This window comes from Streptomyces albus subsp. albus (assembly GCF_000719865.1).
GTDB lineage: Bacteria > Actinomycetota > Actinomycetes > Streptomycetales > Streptomycetaceae > Streptomyces > Streptomyces albus_E.
In genome coordinates, this window is record NZ_JOID01000008.1 from 62,184 (window position 1) to 86,190 (window position 24,007).

Below are 24,007 nucleotides of genomic sequence, written 5' to 3' on the forward strand. Positions count from 1 at the left end.
ATGCCCCTGCCCGCAGCACCGTCCGGCGCGTTGTCCCGCGCCCTGTCCCGCACCTCGTCCGGGACCGTGTCCCTCGCCGTCCTGAAGGCCGAGGCGCGGCTCTTCCGCCGGGAGCCCGGGGCGATCTTCTGGATCATCGCCTTCCCGACGATGCTGCTCGTCATCCTCGGCCTCATCCCGGATTTCCGCAGGCCCGGCGAGGGCCTCGGCGGGCTGCGCGTCATCGACCTGTACGTCCCGACGGTCGTCCTGCTGTCGACCATCACGGCGGGGCTGCAGAGCATGCCGTCCGTGCTCACCGGCTACCGCGAACGGGGCATCCTGCGCCGGCTCTCCACCACGCCGGCCCGCCCCGTGAGCCTGCTGCTGGCCCAGATCACCGTGCACTTCGGCGCGATCCTCGTCGCGGCCGCCGTCGCCCTGGTCGTCGGGCGGACCGCCTACGGCGTCGCCTTCCCGCGGCAGCCGTTCGGCTATGCCCTGGGATTCGGCATCGCGACGCTCAGCGCGCTCGCCCTGGGCACCGTCATCTCGGCGGTCTCGCCCAGCACCAAGATCTCGAACGTCCTGGGGTCGCTGGTCTTCTTCCCCGCGATGTTCACGGCGGGCGTCTGGATTCCGGTGCAGGTCATGCCCGGGACGCTGCGGACGGTCGTCGAGTTCACCCCGCTGGGCTCGGCGGCCCAGGCCCTCGGCCAGGCCTCGGCCGGGAACTGGCCGGACTGGACGCACCTCGGGATCAGCGCCCTGTGGGCCGTCGTCCTGGTCACCGCCGCGGCCCGCTGGTTCCGCTGGGAGTGACGGCCGGGGCGGGACGCGGCCGGGCACCCGCGCCCGGGCGGGCTCCGGGGGCGTCCCGGCCGGCGTGCGGAGCGGCGGACGCCTCCCGGTAGACGTGCGGGGCGACGCCCGTGACCTTGCGGAAGACCCGGCTGAAGTAGGCCCGGTCGTGGAAGCCGACGGCGCGGGCGATCGTCTGCACGCTGTCGTCGCTCTGCCGCAGCCGCTCCTTGGCGCGCTGGACGCGCAGCCGGGTGAGGTAGTCCCAGAGGGTCAGGCCGAGTTCGCGGTGGAAGAGGCGGCCGAGGTGGTTCTCGCTGACCCCGGCCGCGCGGGCCATCTGGCGGCGGGACAGCGGACGCCGGTAATGCTGCTCGATGTACGCCAGGGCGTGCCGTACGGGCGCGTGGGCGCGGTGCGCGCCCGGGTCGCCGCGGCGCGTCATCCGGGTCAGCAGGCCGGCGGTCTCCTCCTCGGTCAGGATGTCCCGGCCCAGCAGCATCAGCGCGGGATGCGGCTCGGCACGGCGCACGTCGTCGCGGGTGAAGCCGCGGTCGCTGAGCATCAGGACGGGGACGGCCGGCTGTTCCTGTCCGCCTTCCCGTCCGCGTTCCTGGCTCGCGATCTCGTACATCCGCTCGACGATGTCGAAGCCGTCCATGTCGGCGGGTTCGCGCGGGACGACGAGCAGGCAGGGCACGTCCTCCGCGAACAGCGCGAGCGCCGCCGTGCCGTCGGCCGCCGTGCGGACCGGGTGCCCGGGCAGCGCTCCGCCGAGCAGCCTCCGGAACCGCTCGCGGGACGCGGCGTCGCCGTCCACGACGACCACCGGGTCGGCCAGTCCGGGCGGACGCAGGGTGCGCAGGGCCTCGGCGAGATCGCGGCCGGCGACCGGGCCGTAGAGCAGGAACGGCGTGTGGCGGAGCGCGGGGTGGTCGTGCAGCCGCTGGACGGCGGACCACTCCTGCGGGCCGGGCCGGTCCGTGTCCCAGGCGACGGCCGCCGGGAGGGGAGCGGGGCCGGGAGCGGGGCCGGGAGAGGGGTTCCCGCCGGAGCCGTGGCCCGGGACGGGAGCGGGGACCGGGTTGCCGCCGGGGTCGAGGCCCACGCCGTGGCCCACGCCGGGGCCGGCGCCGGGGTGGACGTGGCGCAGGCCGTGGCCGGCGACCAGGGAGGCGATGTCGTCGTCCGGGTGCAGACGGCGCGGGTACAGCCCGCACCGGCGGGCGACCGCGGCGATCTCACGCGACGGGGCGCCGGCGGCGGCGACCAGCAGCGTACGGCCGTCCGGGCCGCCGCCGGGCGCGGGTGCCGGGGCGGCGCCGGGGGCGTCCGCCGGGGTGGGGAGCGGCAGTTCGAGCCGGAAGCCGTACCGGCCACTGTCCGTGCGGGCGGTGACCGATCCCCCGTGCAGCACGGCGAGACGGCGGGCGATGGCCAGCCCCAGCCGCATCCCGGGCGCACCGGAGGCGAAGGGCTGGAACAGGTCTTCGGCCCCGGCGGCCGGCGGGGCCGGTTCGGGCCGGGTGATGAGCACGCGGAGCAGCGGCGGCCGGACCTCGGCCTCCAGCGTCAGCCGGACGGCGCCGGGGCCGGGGCCGGGGCCGGATCGCGGACCGGAGCCGGGGCCCCGGCCGGAGTGCGGGCCGGGGTGCGGGCCGGGGTGCGGGCGGGGCCCGTCGGCCGGTGCGCGGAACGCTCCGTCGGCGGGCCCGTCGGCCGCCGCGTTCAGCAGGTTGAGCAGGATCTGCCGGAGGCGCGGGCCGTCCGCGCTGATCGCCGGGAGCCGTCCGGGCAGCCGGAGCCGCCAGCCCTCGCCGCCCGGACGGGCGCGGGCGGCGGTGTCGAACACCTCGGCGAGCAGGGGGCGGGGGTCGAGCAGGTGGCGGGAGAGGTCGAGGGCGTCGATCTCGGAGCGGGAGAGATCCAGCAGGTCGTCGATGAGCCGCAGCAGCCGGCCGGCGTGCTCGTGCGCGGTCCGCAGGGCGTCGGTCCGCTCGGCGAGCCGCTCGTCCGGACCGGGGAGGGCCGGGAGCGCCGGGGACCCGGACGGACTCCCGGACGAGACCCGGCCCCCGGCCCCGGTTCCGGCCGCAGCCCGGTTCTGCGCGGCTCCGGCCCAGAGGTGCGGTTCCGGCTCGAAGCCGGCACCCGAACCCGAACCGGAACCGGAGCGGTACGGGGGCCCGTTGCCGGCCGGAGCGGCCCTGGCAGGCTCCTCGGACGCGTCCTCGGTCCGGGCGCCCGCCCGGGGGGCGCCCGGCGCCGGCGGCGGCTCGGGCGGTGACTCCGGCGGCACCGGCGGCGGCTCGGGGCGGGTGTGGTGGAGGATCGCCTCGACCGGGGTGCGGAGTTCGTCGGTGGCGTTGTCGAGCAGCCGGGTCTTGAGCCGGTTGGCCTGCTCGGCCGCGTCCCGGGCGCGGCGCACCTCGTCGAACAGCCGGATGCCCTTGAGCGCCGCGCTGATCTGGTCCCCCAGCGCCCGGTACAGCGCGCCGTCCCGGTGTGCCGTGCCCCGGCGGCCGCCCGCGTCGAAGAGGGCGAAGCCCAGCTGCTCGTCGCCGATGTGGAGCGGTTCGGCGACCAGCGTCCAGCGCCGGTCGCCCGGCGGCAACAGTTGGTCGGGGAGCAGGAGTTCGGCACGGTACGGCGTGTCCGCCGGAAGGCCCCCGTCCGGGCCGGCGACGGTTTCCGTACCGGATTCCGTACCGGATCCCGCGTCGGACCCCGTGCCGGGCCGGGGTGCGACGGACGCGTCCCGTTCCTCGCGGGTGAGGACGGCGCGGGCCGGCCGGGAGAGGTCCGGAGGACCGGCCGGGCCGAAGGGGGCGGCGGCCGGCGCACCGGGGGCGGTTCGCGCCGGGGTGAACACCGACGCCCCATCCTCGTACAGGACGAGGCGGCAGCCGGCCACGCCGATGGGCGGCAGATGGCGGGAGAGCGCCCCGGTGAGGGCGTCGAGGTCGACGGCGGTGGTGAGCGCCGTGCCCAGTTCGCGCAGTCGGCGCGACTCCTGCTCCTCGGCCCAGCGCTCGCCCTCCAGCAGCCGGCCGGACTTGTCCGCGACCATCAACCGCGCCTGTCCGACGAGGCGTTCGACCCGGGCCGCGTCCACGGGTGGCGCGCCGGCGGTCAGCAGGGCGCGGGCCCGCAGCAGCGCGGCGTCCCAGGCGGCGGCGTCCTCGGACGTGCGGACCTCGCTGCCGATCAGCCGTTCCAGCAGCGGGAGGAAACCGGCACCGGCCGCGGAGCCGTGACGGAGCGCGGCGGCCAGTTCCGGCCCCGCCCCGGGAAGTCCGGCGAACACCCGCGCGGGCGGCACCTCGGGCGCCTCCGGGTCCGGTGGTGTGTCCGTCCCCTGGGTCACCAGCGGGGACGGGCAGCCGCAGGACCGGCGCGTCACCAGCGTGCCCGGCACCACGCTGCGCGCCGGCGGGCGTGTACCGCGCAGCCGGGCCAGCAGGGTGTCCACGGCCAGTTCCCCGAGTTCGGCGAAGGGCAGGGCCACCGAGGTGAGCGGCGGATCGGAGAGCCGGGCCTCCGGGGAGTCGTTGAAGCTGATGACCGCCACGTCCTCCGGCACCCGGACGCCCCGCCCGGTCAGGAAGCGCAGGGCGTCGGCCGCCAGGACGTCGCTGCACGCGACAACGGCGTCGAAGTCGCGCCCGGGGCGCAGCCCGCGGATGTCGAGCAGCACCCGCATCGCCGAGGCGCCCGCCCCGCTGCCGAAGTCGGCGGCGGCGGAGACCAGGGACCGGTCGAGCCGGAGGCGGTGCCGGGCCAGGGCGTGGGCGTAGGCGCGGTAGCGGTCGAGGGAGACGGGGTTGGCCAGCGGGCCGCGGATGCAGGCGAGCCGGCGGCGGCCGTGGTGCCCGACGAGATGGCCGACCGCGTCCCGCATGCCCGCGTGGTTGTCGAGGTGCAGGGTCTCGTGGCCGTCGAGACCGCGGTTGAGGCTGACGACCGGGAGTCCGCCGAGCCGCCGGGCCAGCCGCCCGGCACGGTCGCTCGCGGCGGGGAGGCCGAGGGTGGAGGTCCAGCAGATGACGCCGTCGAGCCGGTCGGGGCCGATGAGTTCGTAGAGCGCGTTGCGCGGCCCGCCGCCGGGGCGGAGCGGGCCGCCGGGTAAGCAGACGAGGTTGACGTCGTTGCGGTCGGCCGCGGCCAGCACGCCGGACCACAGGGTGGCGCCGACGCCGAGGTGGATGTTGGCCGTGACGAGGCCGAGGGTGAGGCGGCCACCGTCGTAGCGGCCCGCGGCGGGGCGGTCCGGGCGGCGGTCGGCCCGGCCGTCCGGGCGGCGGTCGCGGCGTGCGTCCGGGCTGCCGTCCGGGCGCGTGTCCGGGCGCGTGTCCGGGCGGCCGCCGGCGCGGCTCTCCCGGCCGCCGTCCGCGCCGTCCGGTGGCCGCGCCCGTACGGGCCCGTGTTCCGCCATGGTGCCTCGCTGGTCGTCGGAAACGACCCCGGGCCGCCGCGCGAGCGGCATACCGGCCGGGGGTCGTGGACGATAGCGGCGGGCCCGCGCCCGGACAAGGCCGGAGAGTTCTCCGGTCCTGCCCGGGCGCTGGGCCCGTGAGGGGAGCCGCCGCGGCGAAGCTGCCCGCGGTCCCCGGTGGTGCAGCGGGCCGGATGCGGCGCGGTCGTCCCCTCCTCACCCCGCCCGGTGAGAACGGAACCGACCGGCCGGACCGGCCCGGCGGGCCGGCCGGGTCAGATCTTCCCGACCCCCGCGCCCGCGGTGACGCTCGCCTTCACGCTGTCCGCGTTCTCGGCCGAGTAGCCGTACGGGATCGGCGCCACGCTGCCGCCGCTCTGTCCGGCACCGGAGTTGACGAACTTGTTGTTCACGGCGCGCAGCGTGCCCGGCCCGGAGGACGCCTCACCGAGGTGGAAGGGGTCCTCGGTGTTCTCGAAGTAGTTGCCCTCGACGAGCACCCCGGCGCCCTCGGTGGACGCGACGCCGTAACTGCCGACGTTGTCGAAGTAGTTGTTGAGGACGTGCACCGGGTTGCCGAAGCGGACCCGCGGGTTGCGCTGGTTGGTGCCGTCGAACCAGTTGTGGTCGTAGGTCACCCGGAGCTTGCCGGAGTCCTCGCCGCCGTTGCTGTCGGAGTGCCCGAGCAGCATGTTCTTGTCCTGGTTGTGGCTGCGGTTCCAGGAGACGGTGATCTGGTCCGAGGCCCGCTTGATGTCGACGCCGCCGTCCTTGGCGCCGGAGATGTCGTTGTGGTCGATCCACACCTTCGTCGAGTACTGGACGTTGATGGCGTCGTCGTTCGAACCCGTGAAGGTGAGGTTCTGGATGATCACGTTCGAGACCTTGCTGATGTTGAGCCCGCTGCCGGTGATCCGGCCGGAGGTGCCGACCCCGACGACCGTCTTGTTCGAGGCCACCTTGGTCATGGAGCTCAGCGAGATGGTGCCGTTGACCCTTACGGTCAGCGGGCTGCTGCTCTGCACTGCGTCGATGAAGGCGCTCGCGCTGGAGACCGTGACGGTGGAGCCGCCCGCTCCGCCCGTGGTGCCCGCGCCGAAGCCGACGGGAGAGGCGGCGGCCGCGGGGGCCGCTCCCTCCCCGCCCTGCCGCTCGGCGGCCCCGCCGCTGCCGGCGGTCAGCCCGCCGAGGGCGACGACGGTCGCCGTCACGGCGGCGGCGCTGGCCAGCTTGCATCGCGCGCTCGTCCTGCGCATGGAAATCTCCGTCCGATGTGGGGGATGTGAGGGGGAATCGAACCGTTCCTGCACCGGTGCCGCGCGGCCGGCATCTCCGACGATGTTAGGGCGGCCCCTGTGGACGATCAGGCGCCCCATGTGGACTATTGCGCCCGCCCGTTACCCATCCCGCCCGGCGCCGGTGCCACGGTGGGCGGCCGGTTCCCGCCCCGCCGTCCGGATCGTCCCCGCGCCCTGCCGGTGAACGCGCGCGGCGGCGCGGGCGGGGCCCCGCGGGTACGGCGGACGCGGGGGCCCGGCGTGCCGGGCCCGCCCCCCGCGCGGGCCCGGCGTCACCGTCGGCACCAACACCGGCGCCTCCCCCGGCTCAGCCGCCGGATGAGCCCGGATCAGCCCCCGTACGGGTGCCCGGCGCGGGCCTCGCGCAGGGCGCGGCCCCACCAGAGGAGCTGGTCGAGCAGGGTTTTCGCGGCGGCCACGGCGCCCTCGCCGTCCCCCCGGAGGCCGTCCTCGCCGAACCGGTCCCAGGCGTTGTGGAAGCTGACCGTGTCCCGCACCGTGACCGTGTGCAGCTCGGCGAAGACCTGCCGCAGATGCTCCACCGCCCGCAGGCCCCCGGACAGTCCCCCGTACGAGACGAAACCGGCCGGCTTCGCCTGCCACTCCTCCCGGTGCCAGTCGATGAGGTTCTTCAGGGCCGCCGGATAGCTGTGGTTGTACTCGGGCGTCACCACGACGAAGGCCTCGGCGGCCGCCAGCCGGGGGCGCAGCGCCTCCAGGGAGCGCGCGGTTCCGTCACCGGGCCGGCCCGAGGGCCCGGTGACCTCCAGCGGCAGCCCGGCCGGGTCGATCACGTCGACCTCCAGTTCGGGGCGCTGCCGTGCGGCGTCGGCGAACCAGTGCGCCACGGCCGTCCCGAACCGGCCCTCGCGGACGCTGCCGATGATGACCGCGAGCCGGAGCGGGGCAGACGGGGTGACAGCGGACGGCGCGACGGACGGGGAGGACACGGTGGTGAGAGACATCGGAAACTCCTCTGGGGAACTGATGGCCGAACGAAGACACGCGGCCGGCGACGCACACCGTCTTCCGGCTCGCCACAACAGCCTTCAACCTCAACGATGGTTGAGGTCAAGTGCCGCCGGCGCGGCCACCGGCACCGTCCCCGGCCGCGGCCCACCGGCCCCGGCGGCCGGGGCGAACCCCTGAGCCGGCCGGCCCGGACGGCCCGAGCCGCCCGTCGGCCGCGCAAGGCCCGGGAAACCCACGGAACCCGCACACGCCGTTCAGCACCATGAGTCCCGTTTGCAGTGCAACCTTGCGCCGTGCTGCCCTTGGCGGCCGGACCCACGGAGAGGAGCAGGCGGATGACGGACCTGGAAGCGGTCGCGAAGGAGGCGGCCGGTCCCCGGCGGAAGGCCGAGATCTTCGGCGCCACCCTCGATCTGCTCGCCGAGCGCGGCTACGACGAACTCACCATCGAACAGGCGGCCGAGCACGCCGGGGTCAACAAGACGACCATCTACCGCTGGTGGGGCTCCAAGCCGGAGTTACTCCGCGACGCCCTGCTGGACTCCGGCGTCCTCCGCGTCACGGTGCCCGACACCGGAAGCCTGCGCGGCGATCTGACCGCGCTGACCGACGCCGTGCGCGGCCTGCTCCGCGAGGAGCGCACCCGCGCCCTCGTCGAGGCGGCGCTCGTGGGGGCCGTACGCCACCCGGCGCTGCGCGAGCTGGTCGTCTCCCTGCTGGACGAGGGCTTCCTGCGGCGGCAGCCGATCCTGGAGCGGGCCGCGGCCCGGGGCGAACTGCCCGCGGGCTTCGATCCGAGACCCCTGGCCGACGCCCTGGCCGGAGCGCTGTGGACGCAGCTCCTGCTGCGGCGGCGGCCACCGGGCGAGGAGTTCACCCGGGCCCTGCTCACCCTGCTGCTGGACGGCTGCCGGCCCCGCCGCTGACCACCGGCCCGCGCACCCCGGCCGGCCCCGCCGGACCCGCGTACCCCGGCCGGCCCCGGCCGCGTCCCGCCACCACAGGACGCCGTCATCCGGCCCTGCCGCCCGCTCGCCCCCACCGCCGGGCGCAGCCATCGCCCGGGACACCCCGCGGCTGCCCGCGGACGCACCGGCGGCGGATGCCCCGGACTCCCCGCACCCACCGCACTGCGCCCAACGCCTCGGCCCGCGAGCGGGAGTTTGCCGCCGACAGCACGGGCAAGGCGCTGAAGGTGAGTGATACGAGCGAGATCCGGGTCGGCCGGCGAACCCTCACCCTGCACCGTCCGGACAAGGTCCTCTTCCCCGACGACGGCATCACCAAGGCGGACCTCGTCGAGCACTACCGCGCGGTCTCCCGGCGCATGCTCCCGCACCTCCGCCGGCGGCCGCTCATGATGGTCCGCCACCCCGACGGCATCGACGGCAAGCCGCTGGTCCAGAAGAACATTCCCGGTCACTTCCCCGACTGGGTGCACCGCGCCGAGGTCGCCAAGGAGAGCGGCGGCACCGTCACCCACGTGGTCTGCGACGACGCCGCCACCCTCGTTCACCTCGCCGACCAGGCCTGTATCACCCCGCACCGCTGGCTCTCGCGCGCAGACCGGCCGGACCACCCGGACCGGCTCGTCATCGACCTCGACCCGTCCGAGGGCGCCGGCTTCGAGGACGTGCGCTGGGCGGCGCACCGGGTGTGCGAGCTGCTCGACGGACTCGGGCTCCCCACCCTGCTGATGACGACCGGGTCGAGCGGCCTGCACATCGTCGTCCCGCTGGACCGGCAGGCGGACTTCGGCACCGTACGGGCGTTCGCGCGCCGCGCGGCCGGGCTGCTGGCGGAGCGCCACCCCGACCGGCTCACCACCGAGCAGCGCAAGGCCGAGCGCAAGGACCGGGTCTATCTGGACGTCCAGCGCAACGGCTACGCGCAGACGGCGGTGGCCCCGTACGCGGTGCGCGCGCTCCCCGGAGCGCCGGTCGCCACGCCGATAGCCCGCCGGGAACTGGACGACCCGGAACTCCACGCCCGGCGCTGGACGCTGGCCACGATCGGGGAGCGGCTGGCCGCCGACGACCCGTGGGCCGGGATGCCGCGCCGGGGACGCACGCTGCGGGCGGCGGAGCGGCGGCTCGCCGAGCTGTGACCGACGCGGGCGCGCGGCCGACGCGGGCGCGCGGCCGGAAACGACAGCGAGCGGCACCCGCGGACCCGTCTCCGATCCACCGATGCCGCTCAGCCGTCCTGCTCGGCCGTCCTGCTCGGCCGTCCTGCTCGGCCCGCCCCCGCCGGTCGTCCCGGCCGCCTCCGCCGCGTCGGCCGCACGAAACCGCGGGGGTCGCCCTCCTCAGGAGGAGGTCAGACGCCGATCGCGCCGCCGTCCGCGCGCCAGACGCAGACCACCGACGGGCGGACGAGCTTCCCGGGTCCGTCGGGCCACGCCGAGGCGGGGTTCTCGACCGTCGCCCCGTCCACCTCGCCCGGGTGCTGCACACAGACCAGCACCCGCTTCTCCTGCACGACCGGACCGCAGGTCTCGGCGCCGATCGGCACCGTCAGGAACTGCCGGACCTGGCCCTCGTGCCGGCCGCGGTCGGCCACGCCGAAGAGGCCGTCGTGGCTGCCGAGCGCGTTGCCGTCCGTGGAGAGCCACAGGTTGCCGTGCGGGTCGAAGGTGATGTTGTCCGGGCAGGAGATCGGGCTGACCTCCTCCTTGGGGAAGCCGGCGTAGTAGGTGGCCGGGTCCTCCGGGTCGCCGCAGACCAGGAACAGCCGCCAGGCGAAGCGTTCCGCCGTCGGGTCGTTGCGGCGCTCGGCCAGTTCCAGCACCTGGCCGTGCTTGTTCTCGTTGCGCGGGTTGGCCTCGTCGGCGGGCGCCTTGCCCGCCAGACCGCGCTCCTTGTTGTTCGTCAGCGCGACGTAGACGCGGCCGGTGCGCGGGCTGGCCTCGACGTCCTCGGGGCGGTCCATCTTGGTGGCGCCCATCTTGTCGGCGGCCAGGCGCGTGAAGACGTACACCTCCTCGGCGGTCATGCCCGGCACGTACGAGGTGTCGCCCTCGGCCAGCTTGATCCACTCGCCGGAGCCGTCGAACTCGCCGTCCCGGAGCGGCCTGCCGCTGCCGTCGACCTCGCTCGCGGGGCTGTCGCCGGTGAGCTTGGCGACGTAGAGCGCGCCCTCGTCGAGCAGCGTGAGGTTGTGCTCGCGGGCGGCCCGGCTGTGACCGCGCATCATCCGCTTGCTGGAGACGAACTTGTAGAAGTAGTCGAACCGCTCGTCGTCGCCCATGTAGACGACGGGGCGGCCGTCCCGCGTCAGCCGGGGCTGGGCGGCCTCGTGCTTGAAGCGGCCGAGGGCGGTCCGCTTGCGGGGCGTCGAGTCCGGGTCGTACGGGTCGAGCTCGACGACCCAGCCGAAGCGGTTCGCCTCGTTGGGCTCCCGGCCCAGGTCGAAGCGCCGGTCGAACCGCTCCCACTTGCGCTCGCTGACCGCGTCGGTGATGCCGTAGCGCTTCAGGCGTGCGACGGTCCGCGGGTCCGTCACGGCCTCGGCGTTGCCGAAGTACTGGTTGAAGTTCTCCTCGCCGGAGAGGACGGTGCCCCACGGGGTGGTGCCGCCCGCGCAGTTGTTGAGCGTGCCGAGCACCGTGGTGCCCTCCGGGTCCGCGGAGGTGCGCAGCAGGCGGCTGCCGGCGGCCGGGCCGGTGAGCCGGAACGGCGTGGTGGCGGTGATCCGGCGGTTGAGCCGGTGGCGGGTGACGGGGCTGAGCGCGCCGCTGCGGCGTTCCTCCTCCACCACGACGACCGACAGGCCGTGCGCGGCCCAGGCGATCTCGACCTGTTCCCGGGCCGGGTTCTCCGGGTCGTAACCGGCGAACATCAGTTCTTCGTTGGTGTACTCGTGGTTGGCCACCATGACCTGGCGGCACCGCTCGCCGGGCAGGTCCAGCAGGGTCAGATAGTCGTTGTTGTAACCGAACTGACCGGCCTGGGCCCGGGCCGTCTGCCGGTCCGGGTCGAAGGCCGGCGCCCCGCGCAGGATCGGTTCTCCCCAGCGGATGACGACCTGCTGCCGGTACCCCTGGGGGACGGTGACGGCGTCGGCGGTGTTCGGCGGGACCGGGGTGAACCGGAGCCCGCGCGCGGCCCGCCCGCCGTGGTGGTGGCCGGATCCCCGCGCCGCCGCGGCGGAGGAGGCGTCCAGGGGCGCGGCCTCGGCGCCGGGCGCCTGTCCGAGCAACGACGCCCCGGCCGCCGAGGCGACGGTGACGACGGCGCCGGCCCGCAGCATGGACCGGCGCGAGAGGGCACCGGCGATGACGTCGCCCGCGTAGGCGTTGTCACTGGTGTTGGGCACTTCGTGGAAGCAGGCGTTCCCGCACCGGTAGCGGCAGGTCATCGCCGACCTTCCACCGGGATGCGAGCTGATCAGAGGCAGCAGTCTCCGCACGTGATTCTCCTCCGTAGGGGTTCCTCCGGCACCGGCTCCCGACCGGTTACGACCGGGTACACCGACAGTCTCCGCGCGTTGACGCTAGGGGCGTAGACCCGCGCGCCGGAAACCCCCGGATGAACCCGGGGTGAAGCACAGGAGACGGTGACGCCTGCACGGCCACCGGTCTGCCGCAAGCCCCGCACCGGCCGGAGCGCGGCGAGATCCGGACAACTGGACAACGATCGGCACCGGACCGGCTGTCCGCGAAGACAAGATCTCGCCACACGCGGCGACTTCTGGGACGCTGTCGCAGAGCCGCACGCCCGGCCGGGCCGGCTCGGCCGAGACGACGCGTGGTGCCGCGCGGCGGAGGCGCGAGGAGCACACGTGATCGACGAACCCCCGACCCCGGTCGTACGGGCCGTTCCCCAGGGCTTGTTGACCGCGGGGCCGCGGCCGGCGGGCACACCGTTCCGCCCGCCGAGGAGGGCGCCCGCGCCCGGCCGGACCCCTGCTGGCTAGCCTTACATGTCCGTCCTGGTCAGGGACGAATCCCGCACCTCGGACATTCATCGCACCCGATACTTGTAAAGGGCTTCTCCCATGGGCATTCGGAGTCTGCTGCGAAACGTGTTCAGCCGGTCCCGGGCGGGGCGGGAGGAACAGGCACCCCCGGCGGCCGGTGCGGCCGGCGCGACGGACACCGCCGGCCGGGCCGGTGCCGGCGACAGCTCCGGCACGGCCGTACCGGAGCAGTCCCGGGCGGCCGGGGAACCGGCGCCCGGCGCGGGCTCCGCGTCGGACCGGCCGGACCGCACCGCCGAACCCGCCACCGGCCCGGCCGGCAGGCCGAAGACGGACGGGGAGTCCGGCGGGATCACCGCCGACCTGATGTCGGCCTTCGACGCCCCCCGGGGTCCCGCGCAGCGGACGGCGGCGTCCGAGGACGCCAAGGCGGCGCCCGGCGACAAGACCGGGGGCGATTCCGGCGACAAGGCCGGCGGCAAGACCGGTGACGAGACCGCACCCGCCGCCGACACCTCGGACACCGCCGCCACCGCCACCACCGCCGACAGCACCGCCACCGCCGCCACGAGCGGCACCGGCCCCGCGGCCGAGGCCAACCGGGCCGCCGAGGAAGCCATAGCCGAGGCCGGGGCCCTGTCGACGGGTGCCGTTCCGGAGCCCGTCGCCGGCCCGGCCGCCAAGACCGCCGGCTCGCCGGACGCCGCCGGCACCGGCAGTGACGACAAGGCCGGACGGAACCTCGCCGCGGAGGGTGCCGCCGAGGCGAAGGCGGAACTCGACGCCGTGGACGCCACGGTCGCCGAACTCTCGGGCGACGCACCGCCGGAGCCGGTGGCGGACGCCGAGGCCGAGGCCGAGGCGGCCACGGACGGCAAGCCGGCGCCCGGCACCGCGTCCGGAGCCGGAACGGCCGCCGAGGAGGCCAAGGCGGAGGCCGCGTCGCTCGCGGGCGACAACGACCCCGCCGCGCGCGACGCCGAGCCGGAGCAGGCTCCGGCCGCCGCGGAGCCCGCCGCGCCCGCCGCGCCCGCCGCCGAGAAGACCACGGCGGCGAAGACGACCACGGCCGCGCGGAAGACGGCCACGAAGAAGACGGCCGCGCCGAAGAAGGAGGCGGCACCCGCGAAGGAGGCCGCACCGAAGGACGAAGCCGCGCCCGCGAACGAGGCCGCGCCGACGAAGGCGCCCGAGCCGGAGCAGCCCGCGAAGGAGGGCGCCGCCGGGGCGATTTCGCTGGAGAAGGTCCGGAAGACCGCCCCCGGCCTGGTCAACCTCTACAAGGCCGCCTCCACGGCCCTCGACAAGGAAGGCCTGGCCGGACAGCGCGCCGCCGTCTACCTCGTCCTGGACCGCTCCGGCTCCATGCGCGGCTACTACAAGGACGGCACCGTCCAGCACCTCGCCGAGCAGGCCCTCGGCCTCTCCGCCAACCTGGACGACGACGGCACCGTCCCCGTGGTGTTCTTCTCCACCGACATCGACGGCACCGCCGACATCGCCCTGGACGACTACAAGGGCCGGATCGAGGCGCTCCACGCGGACCTCGGCCACATGGGCCGGACCAACTACCACCGCGCCATCGAGACCGTCGTGGAGCACTACAAGAAGTCCGGCTCCACCGCCCCGGCCTTCGTCATCTTCCAGACCGACGGCGCTCCGACCAGCAAGGCGGCCGCCGAGAAGGCGCTGTGCGAGGCGGCGGAGCTGCCGGTCTTCTGGCAGTTCATCGGCTTCGGCGAGACGGACGCGAAGGGCTTCGACTTCCTCCGAAAGCTGGACACGCTCTCCGTGCCGGAGCGGCGGAAGGCCGACAACGCGGGCTTCTTCCACGCCGGTCCGGAGCCCAAGAAGCTCACCAACCGCAAGCTGTACGAGCAGTTGCTGGCCGAGTTCCCCACGTGGCTGGCGGAGGCCCGGGAGAAGGGCATCCTCGGCTGACGGACGTCCCGCGGCCCGTGGGTGAACACCCGCGGACGGGCCGTGGACACGACACCGGGCGCGGCCCGGCCGGCTCCCCCGCCGGCCGGGCCGCGCCCGTCCCGTTCCCTCCGGCCGTGCTGCCGGCACCGGTATCCCTTGCCGGTCTCCGGTGCCGGTGCCGGCCCCGGGTGCCGATCCCGGGTGCCGATCCCAGTACCGGTCCGGTGCCGGTCCCGGTGCCAGGCCCGTCCCGGGGTCGGTCCCGGTCCTGGTGCCGGTCTCCGGTGCCGGTGCCGATCCCGGTCCAGGTCTCGGGGTCAGTGCCGGTTCTGGTCCCGGTGCCGGTCCCGGTCACAGATCCCGGGCCGGGGCCGGTTCTGGTGCCGGTCTCCGGTGCCGGCAGCGTCCCCCGGCCGCGTCCACGTGCTCGGCGGTCCTCAGCGCCGCGCCCGGTTATTCCCGTGACTCCGCAGAGCCTTGGGATCCCCGGGCGCGGCTGTCCGCAGGGCGGCGGAGCCGCCGTTTCAGCCGGTGACCTCGATCCGCTCCGCCCCCGGCCTGCCGCCCACGCCGCCGGATCCGGCCGGTCCGGTGGCACCGGCGGCCCCGGCGTCCGCCGAACCCTCCGTGCCCGCCCCGGCCGCACCGCCCGCGCCGCCCGCGCCGCCGGCCAGCCGGGAGAGCATCGCGGCGAGGTCGATCCCGGTGGTGGAGCCCAGCAGTTCCATGCCCTGGGCGACGTTGTCCGCCACCGCGCGCGGCAGCTTCCCGGCCCCGTCCGTGGAGATCACGGTCAGCTTGTCGATCGCCGCCATCGGCTCCGCCGCCTTCGCGACGACCTGCGGCAGCACCTCGACGAGCATCTGCAGCACGGCCGCGTCGCCGTACCGCTCGAAGGCGTCGGCCTTCTTGTGCATCGCCTCGGCCTCGGCGGCGCCGTGCGCGGCGACCGCCGCGGCCTCCGCCTCGCCCTCCAGCCGCACCGCCTCGGCCAGCGCCGCGCGCCGCTGCTTCTCGCCCTCACCGGTGAGCCGCGACTCCTCGGCCTGCGCCTCGGCCTGCTTCACACGCGCCACCCGGTGCGCCTCCGCCTCCTGTTCGGCCCGGTACCGTTCGGCGTCGGCCGGCTTGCGGATCTCCGTGTCGAGCTGACGGTCCTTGAGCGCCGCCTGCCGCTCGGCGACCTTCTCCTGCTCCGACAGCACCTCCTGCTGGCGCGCGGCCTCGGCCAGCGGTCCGGCCGCCGCGGCGCGGGCGGCCGCCGCGTCCGTCTCCGCCTTGATCTCGGCCTGGCGGAGCGCCAGCACCCGCTGCGCTACGGCGATCTCCTCCTCGGCCCGCAGCCGCGCCTGCTCGGCGATGCGGCGCGCGTCGGCCTCGGCCGTGTCGGCCTCCTGCCGGGCGCGGGCGGCCTCGGGCCGGCCGAGGTCCTGCAGATAGCTGCCCTCGGCGGAGATGTCCTGGATCTGGAAGGTGTCGAGGACGAGCCCCTGACCGGAGAGACTGGCCTCGGCCTCCTCCGCGACCTGCCCGGCGAACGCCGCCCGGTCCCGGATGACGTCCTCCACGGACATCCGGCCGACGATCGAGCGCAGGGCGCCGGACAGCACCTCCTGGGTGAAGCCGACCACCCCGTCCTGCTGCTGCAGGAACCGCTGGGCGGCGGCGCGGATCGCGTCCTCGTCCCCGCCGACCTTGACGATGGCGACCCCGTCCAGGTCCACCTTGACGCCGCGCAGCGTCACCGCGCCGCGCACGGCCACCGGGATGTGCCGGCTGGACAGGTCCATCACATGGCGCTGCTGGACGAACGGCACCACGAAGACGCCGCCGCCGACCACGACCTTCTGGCCGCTGGTGTCATAACTGACGCGGCTGGTCACCGCGTCGACGGACTTCTTGCCCCGGCGTCCGGTGATGATGAAGGCCTCGTTCGGCCCGGCCACCTTGTAGCGGGAGACGACGATGACGGCCAGAAGAACAAGGAGTACGGCGACTCCGACCACGGCGACGAGCACTGGGCTCATGGGGTCCTGCCTCTCTGCGGACAACCGGACGAATCACAACAGCGGGAGCCCCCGGGGCCGGGTCGCCCGTCCCCCGTGGACGTACGAACCGGCGGCCCGCGGGCGGCGGGGCATGCGGCAGGGCCGGGGTGTTCCACCGGCCCGGCGGGCCGACGGGGGCAAGGGGACCGCTAGCGCTCCACGGCCCGCACCTCGACCGCCGTGCTGGACAGCGCGGCCGTCACCCAGATCTCCTCCCCGAGCGGCTGGGCCACCTCGCTCCGCGCCGCGTACTTGACGGGCTGACCGCCGGCCCGGAGCAGCACCTCTCCGTAGCCGCCCGGCGGAATGGGCGTGACCACCGAACCCGGGGTGCCGACGAGATCCGCGGAGCGGAGTGTCGGCGCGGTCTGGTCCCGCATCAGCGCCCGGCTCAGCCGGAGCACGAGCCAGGCCGTGCCCAGCCCGGCGGCCGTGCCCGCGGCGGTCGCGACACCGGGCCCGGCCCCCGTGGTGCCGAGCGTGATGGCGCCGCCGAAGCCGAGCATCGAGACGAACCCGGCCAGGGCCGGCAGCGAGACCATCCCCCCGAAGGCCCCGTCCAGCACCCCGTCCAGCACGCCGTCGAAGACGAACGCGAGGACCAGCAGCACCAGCCCCGCCGTGCCGAGTCCCAGAAACCACGCCATCCGGCCCCCCTCTCCGCGCGGGGAGCGGGCCCGCGCCGGCCCCGCGCTTACCGCGTTCCGGGCAGTCTGGCAGCCGGGCGGCACCGAGCACACTGCCGGATTCCGGCAATCTTCACGCCTTCCTGATGCCGGAGAACGGCCCCGGACCGCACCGTGACACCCCGGGCGCCCCTCCCGGCCCCTGCCCCGCCCCGCGCCCCCGTCCGCCCACCGGATAACCGGACGGGTGGCGCCACCCGCTCCGATACGATATTGACCGCCCGCAGAACCCTCTCCATCACTCCGCGCATCCACCTGCTACCCGGGAGCAGCCGCAATGGCTCGACACCTCATCACCAGCGCCCTTCCGTACATCAACGGGATCAAGCACCTGGGCAACATGGTGGGGTCCATGCTCCCGGCCGATGTGTACGCCCGCTATCTGCGGCAGCGTGGTCACGAGGTGCTGTACATCTGCGCGACCGACGAGCACGGCACCCCGGCGGAACTGGCCGCCAAGGAGGCCGGGCTGCCGGTGGACGAGTTCTGCGCCCGGCAGCACGACGCGCAGAAGGCCGTCTACGACGGCTTCAACCTGGAGTTCGACTACTTCGGCCGCAGCTCCTCCGAGCAGAACATCGAGATCACCCAGCACTTCGCGCGCCGCCTGGCGGAGAACGGCTTCATCGAGGAGCGCGCGATCCGCCAGGTGTTCTCCATCGCCGACGACCGCTTCCTGCCGGACCGCTACATCGTCGGCACCTGTCCGCACTGCGGCTACGACAAGGCCCGCGGCGACCAGTGCGAGAACTGCACCCGCGTGCTCGACCCCACCGATCTGATCGAGGCCCGCTCCGCGATCAGCGGCAGCGCCGAGCTGGAGGTGCGGGAGACCAAGCACCTCTTCCTGCTCCAGTCGAAGCTGGCCGGTGAGGTCGAGGCGTGGATCGACGCCTGCGGGGACGAGTGGCCGACGCTCGCCTCCTCCATCGCCCGCAAGTGGCTGACCGAGGGCCTCCACGACCGCTCGATCACCCGCGACCTCGACTGGGGCATCCCGGTCCCGGCCGACACCTGGCCCGAACTGGCCGCCGAGGGCAAGGTCTTCTACGTCTGGTTCGACGCCCCGATCGAGTACATCGGCGCCACCAAGGAGTGGGCGGAGCGCGCGGGCGAGGGCGAGGTCCGGGACTGGAAGTCCTGGTGGTACGAGCCCGCGGGCGCGGACGACGTCCGCTACACCGAGTTCATGGCCAAGGACAACGTCCCGTTCCACACGGTGATGTTCCCGGCCACCCAGCTCGGCACCCGCGAGCCGTGGAAGAAGGTCGACTACGTCAAGGCCTTCAACTGGCTGAACTACTACGGCGGGAAGTTCTCCACCTCCCAGCGGCGCGGTGTCTTCACCGACGCCGCCCTGGAGCTGCTGCCGGCCGACTACTGGCGCTACTTCCTGATGGCGAACGCCCCGGAGTCGGACGACACCTCCTTCTCCTGGGAGCTGTTCTCCTCGGTCGTCAACAAGGACCTCGCCGACACCCTCGGCAACTTCGTCAACCGGGTGCTCTCCTTCTCCCGCAAGCGCTTCGGCGACACCGTCCCGGCGGGCGCGGAGGCCGGCGAGGCGGAGCGGAAGCTGGGCGAGGAGATCGCGGGCCTGCTCGCCGAGTACGAGCGGCAGATGGAGGCTCTGCAGTTCCGCAAGGCGGCGCAGGCGCTGCGCGCGCTGTGGAGCGCGGGCAACTCCTATCTGGAGGAGAAGGCCCCCTGGCTGGAGATCAAGACCGACCAAGACGCGGCGGCGCTCACCCTCCGTACGGCCATGAACCTCATCCACCTCTACGCGGTCGTCTCCGAGCCGTTCATCCCGGCCTCGGCGAAGGCCATGCGCGCCGCGTTCGCCCTGGCGGACGACACCGCCGCCTGGGTCACCGCCGAGGAGGCCGCGGCCCTGGCCTCCGTCCCGGCCGGCACGGCCTTCACCGTCCCGCCGGTCCTCTTCGCGAAGATCACCGAGGACGACCTGGCCGCCTACCGCGAGCGCTTCGGCGGCGAGGAGTAACCCACACGGTCCGCGGACGGGCCGCGGAGAAACTGCCCTCAGCGGCCCGTCGGCATATTTCCCCGGTGCGGCGTGTCAGGTGATGAGTTCCACGATGCACCGCGCGCCGGACCCCCGCGCGAGCCGCCCGTCGCCGGTCACGAGCGGCACGGTGAGATGCTCGGCCAGCGCCACGTATGCGGCGTCGTACGGCGTGTAGTTGTTGCGCAGTTCCCACATCCTCGGAATCAGGTGCTTGCAGGGCACCCGCTCGATGGGCAGGTCGGGCAGCACGCGCACCGCCCGCTCGGCGACTTCCACGTCGACTTTCCGGGCCCGCAGGAGGTTCCGCAGGGTGCTGAGTGCCTCGTAGTCGATCACCCCGGGGGCGACCAGCCGCTCACCGGACATCCGGGCCATGCATGCCTTGCCCGCCGGACCGGCGTCGATGAGGGACGAGATCAGTACGGAGTTGTCAACGACGATCATTCGTCCCGGCCTTCACGCTGTGCTTCGACAATGGCCTCCATCGGGACCTCCCGCACCAGGTCGGCCCGGACCACGGTGAGGATGTCCTCGATCGGCTCCTGCGCCGCCTGGTCCTCCAGCATCTTCCGCAGGTACTCCTGGAGCGATCTCCCGGAGTCCGCGGCGCGCCGGCGCAGTATGGCGTAGGCCTGGTCATCGACGTTTCTGATCTGAACGGTAGCCATGCATGCAGAATAGCGCGACATCGACGCCGAAGTAGCGCTTCCTGCCCGAAAAAAGAGGCCCGGGACCGCGCAACGCGGTCCCGGGCACGTACGGCGGCCTACCGTTCCTGCTTGACCTGCGGCTTCCGCAGGCTGAGGTGGAGCTCCCGCAGCCGGGCCTCCTCGACCTCGGTCGGGGCGCCCATCAGCAGGTCCTGGGCGTTGCCGTTGAGCGGGAAGGCGATGGTCTCGCGGATGTTGGGCTCGTCGGCCAGCAGCATCACCATGCGGTCCACGCCCGGGGCGATGCCGCCGTGCGGCGGGGCGCCGAACTTGAAGGCGCGGAGCATGCCGCCGAACTCGCGCTCGACGTCGTCCCGGGAGTAGCCGGCGATGCCGAAGGCCTCGTACATGACCTCCGGCTCGTGGTTCCGGATGGCGCCGGAGGACAGCTCGACGCCGTTGCAGACGATGTCGTACTGCCAGGCGAGGATGTCCAGCGGGTCCTTCTCCCGGAGCGCCTCCAGGCCGCCCTGCGGCATGGAGAAGGGGTTGTGGGAGAACTCGATCTCGCCGGTGTCCTCGTTCTTCTCGAACATCGGGAAGTCGACGATCCAGCAGAAGCGGAAGACGTTCTCCTCGAAGTGCCCGGCGCGGCGGGCGGCCTCGACCCGGACCGCCCCCATGATCTTGGAGACCTCGTCGAACTCGCCGGCGCCGAAGAAGACGGCGGTGCCGGGCTTGCCGCCGACCTCGGCGATCAGCTTGGCGGTGTCGTCCTCGGTGAGGAACTTCGCGATCGGGCCGGTGAGCTTCGCGTCCTCGCCGATCCGGATCCAGGCCAGGCCCTTGGCGCCCTGCTCGACGGCGAACTCGCCCATCTGGTCGAAGAACTTCCGCGGCTGGTCCGCGGTGTCCGGCACGGCCAGCGCGCGGACGTGCTTGCCGGCGAAGGCCTTGAAGCCCGAGTCCGCGAAGATGTGCGAGACGTCGGTCAGCTCCAGCCGGGCGCGCAGGTCCGGCTTGTCGCTGCCGTACTTGAGCAGCGCCTCGCGGAAGGGGATGCGCGGGAACGGCGAGGTGACCTCACGGCCCTGCCCGAACTCGGTGAACAGGTCGGTCATCACCTTCTCGATGACCCGGAAGACGTCCTCCTGCTCGACGAAGCTCATCTCGATGTCGAGCTGGTAGAACTCGCCCGGCGAGCGGTCGGCGCGGGCGTCCTCGTCGCGGAAGCAGGGGGCGATCTGGAAGTAGCGGTCGAAGCCCGCGATCATCAGCAGCTGCTTGAACTGCTGCGGGGCCTGCGGCAGGGCGTAGAACTTGCCGGCGTGCAGCCGCGAGGGGACGAGGAAGTCGCGGGCGCCCTCGGGCGAGGTGGCCGAGAGGATCGGCGTCGCCATGTCCATGAAGCCGAGGGCGGTCATCTCCCGGCGGAGATAGGCGATGACCTGGGAGCGCAGGATGATGTTGCGGTGCATCCGCTCGCGGCGCAGGTCGAGGAAGCGGTACTCCAGCCGGCGCTCCTCGTTCACCCCGTCCTCGGTGTTGATGGTGAACGGCAGCGGCTCGGCCGCGCCCAGCACCTCCACCTCGTCGACCTCGATCTCGATCTCGCCGGTCGGCAGGTCGGGGTTGACGTTCTCGGCGCCGCGGGCGCTGACCCGGCCGTCGATCCGGACGACGGTCTCCTTGGTCAGCGAGCCCAGCACCTCGTTGGCCGGCGTGCCCGGCCGGGCCACGAGCTGGACCAGGCCGTAGTGGTCGCGGAGATCGATGAAGAGGATGCCGCCCAGATCGCGACGATTGTGCAGCCAGCCGCTCAGTCGCACCTCGGTGTCGACGTCAGCGGCGCGGAGTTCGCCGCAGGTGTGGGACCGGTACCGATGCATCGCTCATCCAAGTCGTCGGATCGTCGTCGGATCGTGGTGGAGGGCGGTGGACGCCCGTGGGACCCGGCCCGTCGCGGGCCCCGTCAAGGGTACCGGTAGCCACCTGCACCACAGCCGGTCGTCAGAATGCCCCAAACCTGCCTAAAGTGATGTAATGCGCTCCGAGGATGTCCTGTCCGCCACCGCGACCGGTCTCTGGCGCTGGGACACCGTCTCGAAGGCCCTGCGGGTGGACGCCGAGGCGGCCCGGCTGCTGGGGTTCGACGCGGTCGCCACCACGCTCTCCCCGGGGGCCACCCGGGCCCGCTTCCACCCGGTGGACTGGGTGGAGATGAACGAGGTCGTCAGCCTCGCCCTCACCGAGCGCACCCTGGCCGAGGTGGTGATGCGGGTGATCGGCGACGACGGCCGGGTGCTCCGCCGGATCCGCGTCCGCGCCCGCCCGCACCGGCACATCGGCCGGGTCACCCTGATCGGCACCGTCCAGGAGCTGCCCGAGGAGCCGCGGCACGCCGACGACACCGCGGCGCCGCCCCGGGTCACCGGCGACTGGCGGCGGGCCCGGGAGGCCTTCCTGCTGGACGCCGGGCGGGCCCTGGCCGAGGCCGGGTCCACCGCCGAGGTGCTGCGGGTGGCCGGGAACCTCTCCATGCCGGGCTTCTCCCCGAACGGCCTGGTCGTCTTCTCCGCCGAGGGGGACTGGCTGCGGATCGTGGGCTTCCAGGGCAACCGCCCCGACGACGAGCAGCCGCCCTTCGAGGAGATGCCGCTGGACACCCCCTATCCGGCCGCAGAGGTGGTGCGCACCGGCCGGGCCGTCTATCTCTCCTCGCCCGAGGAGTTCCGCGAGCGGTATCCGCTCACCTGGCCGCTGGTGTCCCGCTTCGGCCTGCAGTCCTGGGCGTACGTCCCGCTGATCACGGCCGGCCGCACCACCGGAGCCTGGCTGGCCACCTTCGACCACCGCGTCGCCTTCACCCCCGACGAGCGGTCCATCCTGGCCACCGTGGCCCGGATGCTGGCCCAGGCGCTCTCCCGGGCCGGCACCCAGGAGTCCCAGCGGGAGCTGGCGGTGGGGCTCCAACGGGCCATGCTGCCCCCGGTCCCGCCCGAGACCCCGGGTATGACGGTCGCCGCCCGCTACGTGCCGACCGGCGGCGGGCTCCAGCTCGGCGGCGACTGGTACGACATGATCCCGCTGCCGTCCGACCGCGTGGCCCTCATCGTCGGGGACGTCCAGGGCCACGACGTGCGCGCCGCGAGTCTGATGACCCAGCTGCGGATCGCCCTGCGCGCCTACGCCTCCGAGGGGCACCGCCCGGACGCCGTGCTCTCCCGCGCCTCGCGCTTCCTGGCCGGGCTCGCCGAGCGGCGGCCGGACGGCGGGGGCGGGGAGGACGGCGGGGAGGACCCGCGCTTCGCCACCTGCCTCTACATCGAGGCGGACCCGGCGTCCGGGACCCTGGACATCGCCCGCGCCGGCCTTCAGGAGCCCGTCACGCGGATGCACGACGGCACCATGATGACCCGGACCACGACCGGCGGTCCGCCGCTCGGGGTCTCCCCGGACGCCGACTACCCGATCACCAGGATCGTCCTGGAGCCGGGGGAGCTGATGATGCTCTTCACGGACGGCCTGCTGGAGACCGGCGGACACACTCTGGAGACCGGCTGGCAGCGGCTGCGCGAGGCGATCGAGGAGCATGTGTCGGAGGACATGGAGACGATGGCCGACGGTCTGATCCAGGCCGTGCACGGCCCCTCCTCGCACTACCGTCCCGGCCCGCTCGCCGACCGGCGCGAGGACGACATCGTGCTGCTGCTGCTCTGCCGGAACGGCCCCGGCTGCGGCGCCCCCGCCCTGTACCCGCCGCGCCGGCTGCGCCGCGCGGTCATGACCATCGCCCAGGCCGAGCCGGAGCGCATCTCGCTGGCCCGGCGCCAGCTGCGCGAGCTGATGCACGACTGGTCGGACCCGGAGCAGGTGGACTCGGCCGAGCTGATGCTCTCCGAGATGGTCACCAACGTCCTGGTGCACACGGACGGTGACGCCGTCGCCGTCGCGGAGATCACCGCGCCGAAAGGAGACGACAGCCCCGGCCGGCGGCTCCGCGTCGACGTGGCCGACAGCAGCGACGAGCTGCCGCACCGCCGCCGGCCGGGCGAGCTGGCCTCCTCCGGGCGCGGCTTGATGCTGCTGGAGCTGCTCGCCCACGCCTGGGGGGTCGACCCCCGGGGTGAGGGCAAGAGCACCTGGTTCGAGCTGTTCGAGAACACCGGCCCGCCCGGTCCGGGCGACCGGGAGCCGGGCGGGCCGGTGTTCCCCGAGGCCGTCGCGGACTTCGCCGCCTGACCGGCCGGCGGGCGAGCGGCCGGGCGG

15 protein-coding genes are annotated in these 24,007 nt (G+C 74.1%); 6 read left to right on the forward strand and 9 right to left on the reverse strand.

The genetic code is table 11. From position 1 onward, the window contains the following. Positions 1-801, forward strand: a complete 801-nt coding sequence (locus IF83_RS0109140) for an ABC transporter permease (protein WP_078843312.1) — start codon at positions 1-3, stop codon at positions 799-801. Here the strand turns inward: IF83_RS0109140 and IF83_RS33675 are convergent. The 3 genes from IF83_RS33675 to IF83_RS0109155 all read right to left on the reverse strand — a co-directional run bounded on the left by IF83_RS33675 (position 767) and on the right by IF83_RS0109155 (position 7,478). Continuing rightward, the gene (locus IF83_RS33675) at positions 767-5,215 is read right to left on the reverse strand and encodes a substrate-binding domain-containing protein (protein WP_158711023.1); all 4,449 of its coding nucleotides are present in this window, start codon (positions 5,213-5,215) and stop codon (positions 767-769) included. The genes IF83_RS0109140 and IF83_RS33675 overlap by 35 nt on opposite strands. Positions 5,216-5,490: 275 nt before the next feature. After that, positions 5,491-6,471 (reverse strand): pectate lyase family protein, encoded by a 981-nt coding sequence (locus IF83_RS0109150; protein WP_030543578.1) that lies wholly within the window; start codon positions 6,469-6,471, stop codon positions 5,491-5,493. 371 nt (positions 6,472-6,842) lie between these two features. Beyond that, positions 6,843-7,478: an NADPH-dependent FMN reductase gene (locus tag IF83_RS0109155; protein WP_030543579.1), complete on the reverse strand. Its 636-nt coding sequence runs from the start codon at positions 7,476-7,478 to the stop codon at positions 6,843-6,845. A 342-nt stretch (positions 7,479-7,820) separates the two neighbouring features. Here IF83_RS0109155 and IF83_RS0109160 point away from each other — a divergent pair, with 342 nt between their 5' ends. Further along, positions 7,821-8,411 (forward strand): TetR/AcrR family transcriptional regulator, encoded by a 591-nt coding sequence (locus IF83_RS0109160; protein WP_051722616.1) that lies wholly within the window; start codon positions 7,821-7,823, stop codon positions 8,409-8,411. 176 nt (positions 8,412-8,587) lie between these two features. After that, a complete protein-coding gene (gene ligD, locus IF83_RS0109165; protein ID WP_078843313.1) occupies positions 8,588-9,592 on the forward strand; it encodes a non-homologous end-joining DNA ligase in 1,005 nt (334 codons plus the stop codon). Positions 9,593-9,804: 212 nt separating this feature from the next. Here ligD and IF83_RS0109170 read toward each other — a convergent pair whose 3' ends face one another. Continuing rightward, the gene (locus IF83_RS0109170; RefSeq protein WP_030543582.1) at positions 9,805-11,895 is read right to left on the reverse strand and encodes a PhoX family protein; all 2,091 of its coding nucleotides are present in this window, start codon (positions 11,893-11,895) and stop codon (positions 9,805-9,807) included. 588 nt (positions 11,896-12,483) lie between these two features. On the opposite strand from IF83_RS0109170, the gene IF83_RS31865 reads away from it, so the two are divergent. Then, on the forward strand, positions 12,484-14,346 hold the full coding sequence (locus tag IF83_RS31865; protein WP_078843314.1) for a vWA domain-containing protein: 1,863 nt from the start codon (positions 12,484-12,486) through the stop codon (positions 14,344-14,346). Positions 14,347-14,852: 506 nt separating this feature from the next. On the opposite strand, the gene IF83_RS0109180 is transcribed toward IF83_RS31865, so the two are convergent. Continuing rightward, a complete protein-coding gene (locus IF83_RS0109180) occupies positions 14,853-16,355 on the reverse strand; it encodes a flotillin family protein (RefSeq protein WP_078843315.1) in 1,503 nt (500 codons plus the stop codon). Between the two features lie 170 nt (positions 16,356-16,525). Beyond that, a complete protein-coding gene (locus IF83_RS0109185; protein WP_030543585.1) occupies positions 16,526-17,023 on the reverse strand; it encodes a hypothetical protein in 498 nt (165 codons plus the stop codon). 316 nt (positions 17,024-17,339) lie between these two features. Here IF83_RS0109185 and metG point away from each other — a divergent pair, with 316 nt between their 5' ends. Continuing rightward, a complete protein-coding gene (gene metG / locus IF83_RS0109190; RefSeq protein WP_030543586.1) occupies positions 17,340-19,064 on the forward strand; it encodes a methionine--tRNA ligase in 1,725 nt (574 codons plus the stop codon). 75 nt (positions 19,065-19,139) lie between these two features. On the opposite strand, the gene IF83_RS0109195 is transcribed toward metG, so the two are convergent. The 3 genes from IF83_RS0109195 to aspS all read right to left on the reverse strand — a co-directional run bounded on the left by IF83_RS0109195 (position 19,140) and on the right by aspS (position 21,627). Then, complete coding sequence (locus IF83_RS0109195) at positions 19,140-19,532, reverse strand: type II toxin-antitoxin system VapC family toxin (RefSeq protein WP_030543587.1); 393 nt, start codon at positions 19,530-19,532, stop codon at positions 19,140-19,142. Continuing rightward, the gene (locus IF83_RS30060) at positions 19,529-19,756 is read right to left on the reverse strand and encodes a FitA-like ribbon-helix-helix domain-containing protein (protein WP_158711024.1); all 228 of its coding nucleotides are present in this window, start codon (positions 19,754-19,756) and stop codon (positions 19,529-19,531) included. The genes IF83_RS0109195 and IF83_RS30060 overlap by 4 nt, the downstream gene beginning before the upstream one ends. A 98-nt stretch (positions 19,757-19,854) precedes the next feature. Continuing rightward, complete coding sequence (aspS, locus tag IF83_RS0109205; RefSeq protein ID WP_030543588.1) at positions 19,855-21,627, reverse strand: aspartate--tRNA ligase; 1,773 nt, start codon at positions 21,625-21,627, stop codon at positions 19,855-19,857. Positions 21,628-21,781: 154 nt separating this feature from the next. Here aspS and IF83_RS0109210 point away from each other — a divergent pair, with 154 nt between their 5' ends. Further along, positions 21,782-23,980, forward strand: a complete 2,199-nt coding sequence (locus IF83_RS0109210) for an ATP-binding SpoIIE family protein phosphatase (RefSeq protein WP_030543589.1) — start codon at positions 21,782-21,784, stop codon at positions 23,978-23,980. Positions 23,981-24,007 lie beyond the last annotated feature (27 nt).

Bases quoted from the DNA above. Each gene is read 5' to 3' on its own strand.
- IF83_RS0109140 (WP_078843312.1), top strand. From the start codon at position 1: ATGCCCCTGCCCGCAGCACCGTCCGGCGCGTTGTCCCGCGCCCTGTCC.
- IF83_RS33675 (WP_158711023.1), bottom strand. From the start codon at position 5,215: ATGGCGGAACACGGGCCCGTACGGGCGCGGCCACCGGACGGCGCGGAC.
- IF83_RS0109150 (WP_030543578.1), bottom strand. From the start codon at position 6,471: ATGCGCAGGACGAGCGCGCGATGCAAGCTGGCCAGCGCCGCCGCCGTG.
- IF83_RS0109155 (WP_030543579.1), bottom strand. From the start codon at position 7,478: ATGTCTCTCACCACCGTGTCCTCCCCGTCCGTCGCGCCGTCCGCTGTC.
- IF83_RS0109160 (WP_051722616.1), top strand. From the start codon at position 7,821: ATGACGGACCTGGAAGCGGTCGCGAAGGAGGCGGCCGGTCCCCGGCGG.
- ligD (WP_078843313.1), top strand. From the start codon at position 8,588: ATGCCCCGGACTCCCCGCACCCACCGCACTGCGCCCAACGCCTCGGCC.
- IF83_RS31865 (WP_078843314.1), top strand. From the start codon at position 12,484: ATGGGCATTCGGAGTCTGCTGCGAAACGTGTTCAGCCGGTCCCGGGCG.
- IF83_RS0109180 (WP_078843315.1), bottom strand. From the start codon at position 16,355: ATGAGCCCAGTGCTCGTCGCCGTGGTCGGAGTCGCCGTACTCCTTGTT.
- IF83_RS0109185 (WP_030543585.1), bottom strand. From the start codon at position 17,023: ATGGCGTGGTTTCTGGGACTCGGCACGGCGGGGCTGGTGCTGCTGGTC.
- metG (WP_030543586.1), top strand. From the start codon at position 17,340: ATGGCTCGACACCTCATCACCAGCGCCCTTCCGTACATCAACGGGATC.
- IF83_RS0109195 (WP_030543587.1), bottom strand. From the start codon at position 19,532: ATGATCGTCGTTGACAACTCCGTACTGATCTCGTCCCTCATCGACGCC.
- IF83_RS30060 (WP_158711024.1), bottom strand. From the start codon at position 19,756: ATGGCTACCGTTCAGATCAGAAACGTCGATGACCAGGCCTACGCCATA.
- aspS (WP_030543588.1), bottom strand. From the start codon at position 21,627: ATGCATCGGTACCGGTCCCACACCTGCGGCGAACTCCGCGCCGCTGAC.
- IF83_RS0109210 (WP_030543589.1), top strand. From the start codon at position 21,782: ATGCGCTCCGAGGATGTCCTGTCCGCCACCGCGACCGGTCTCTGGCGC.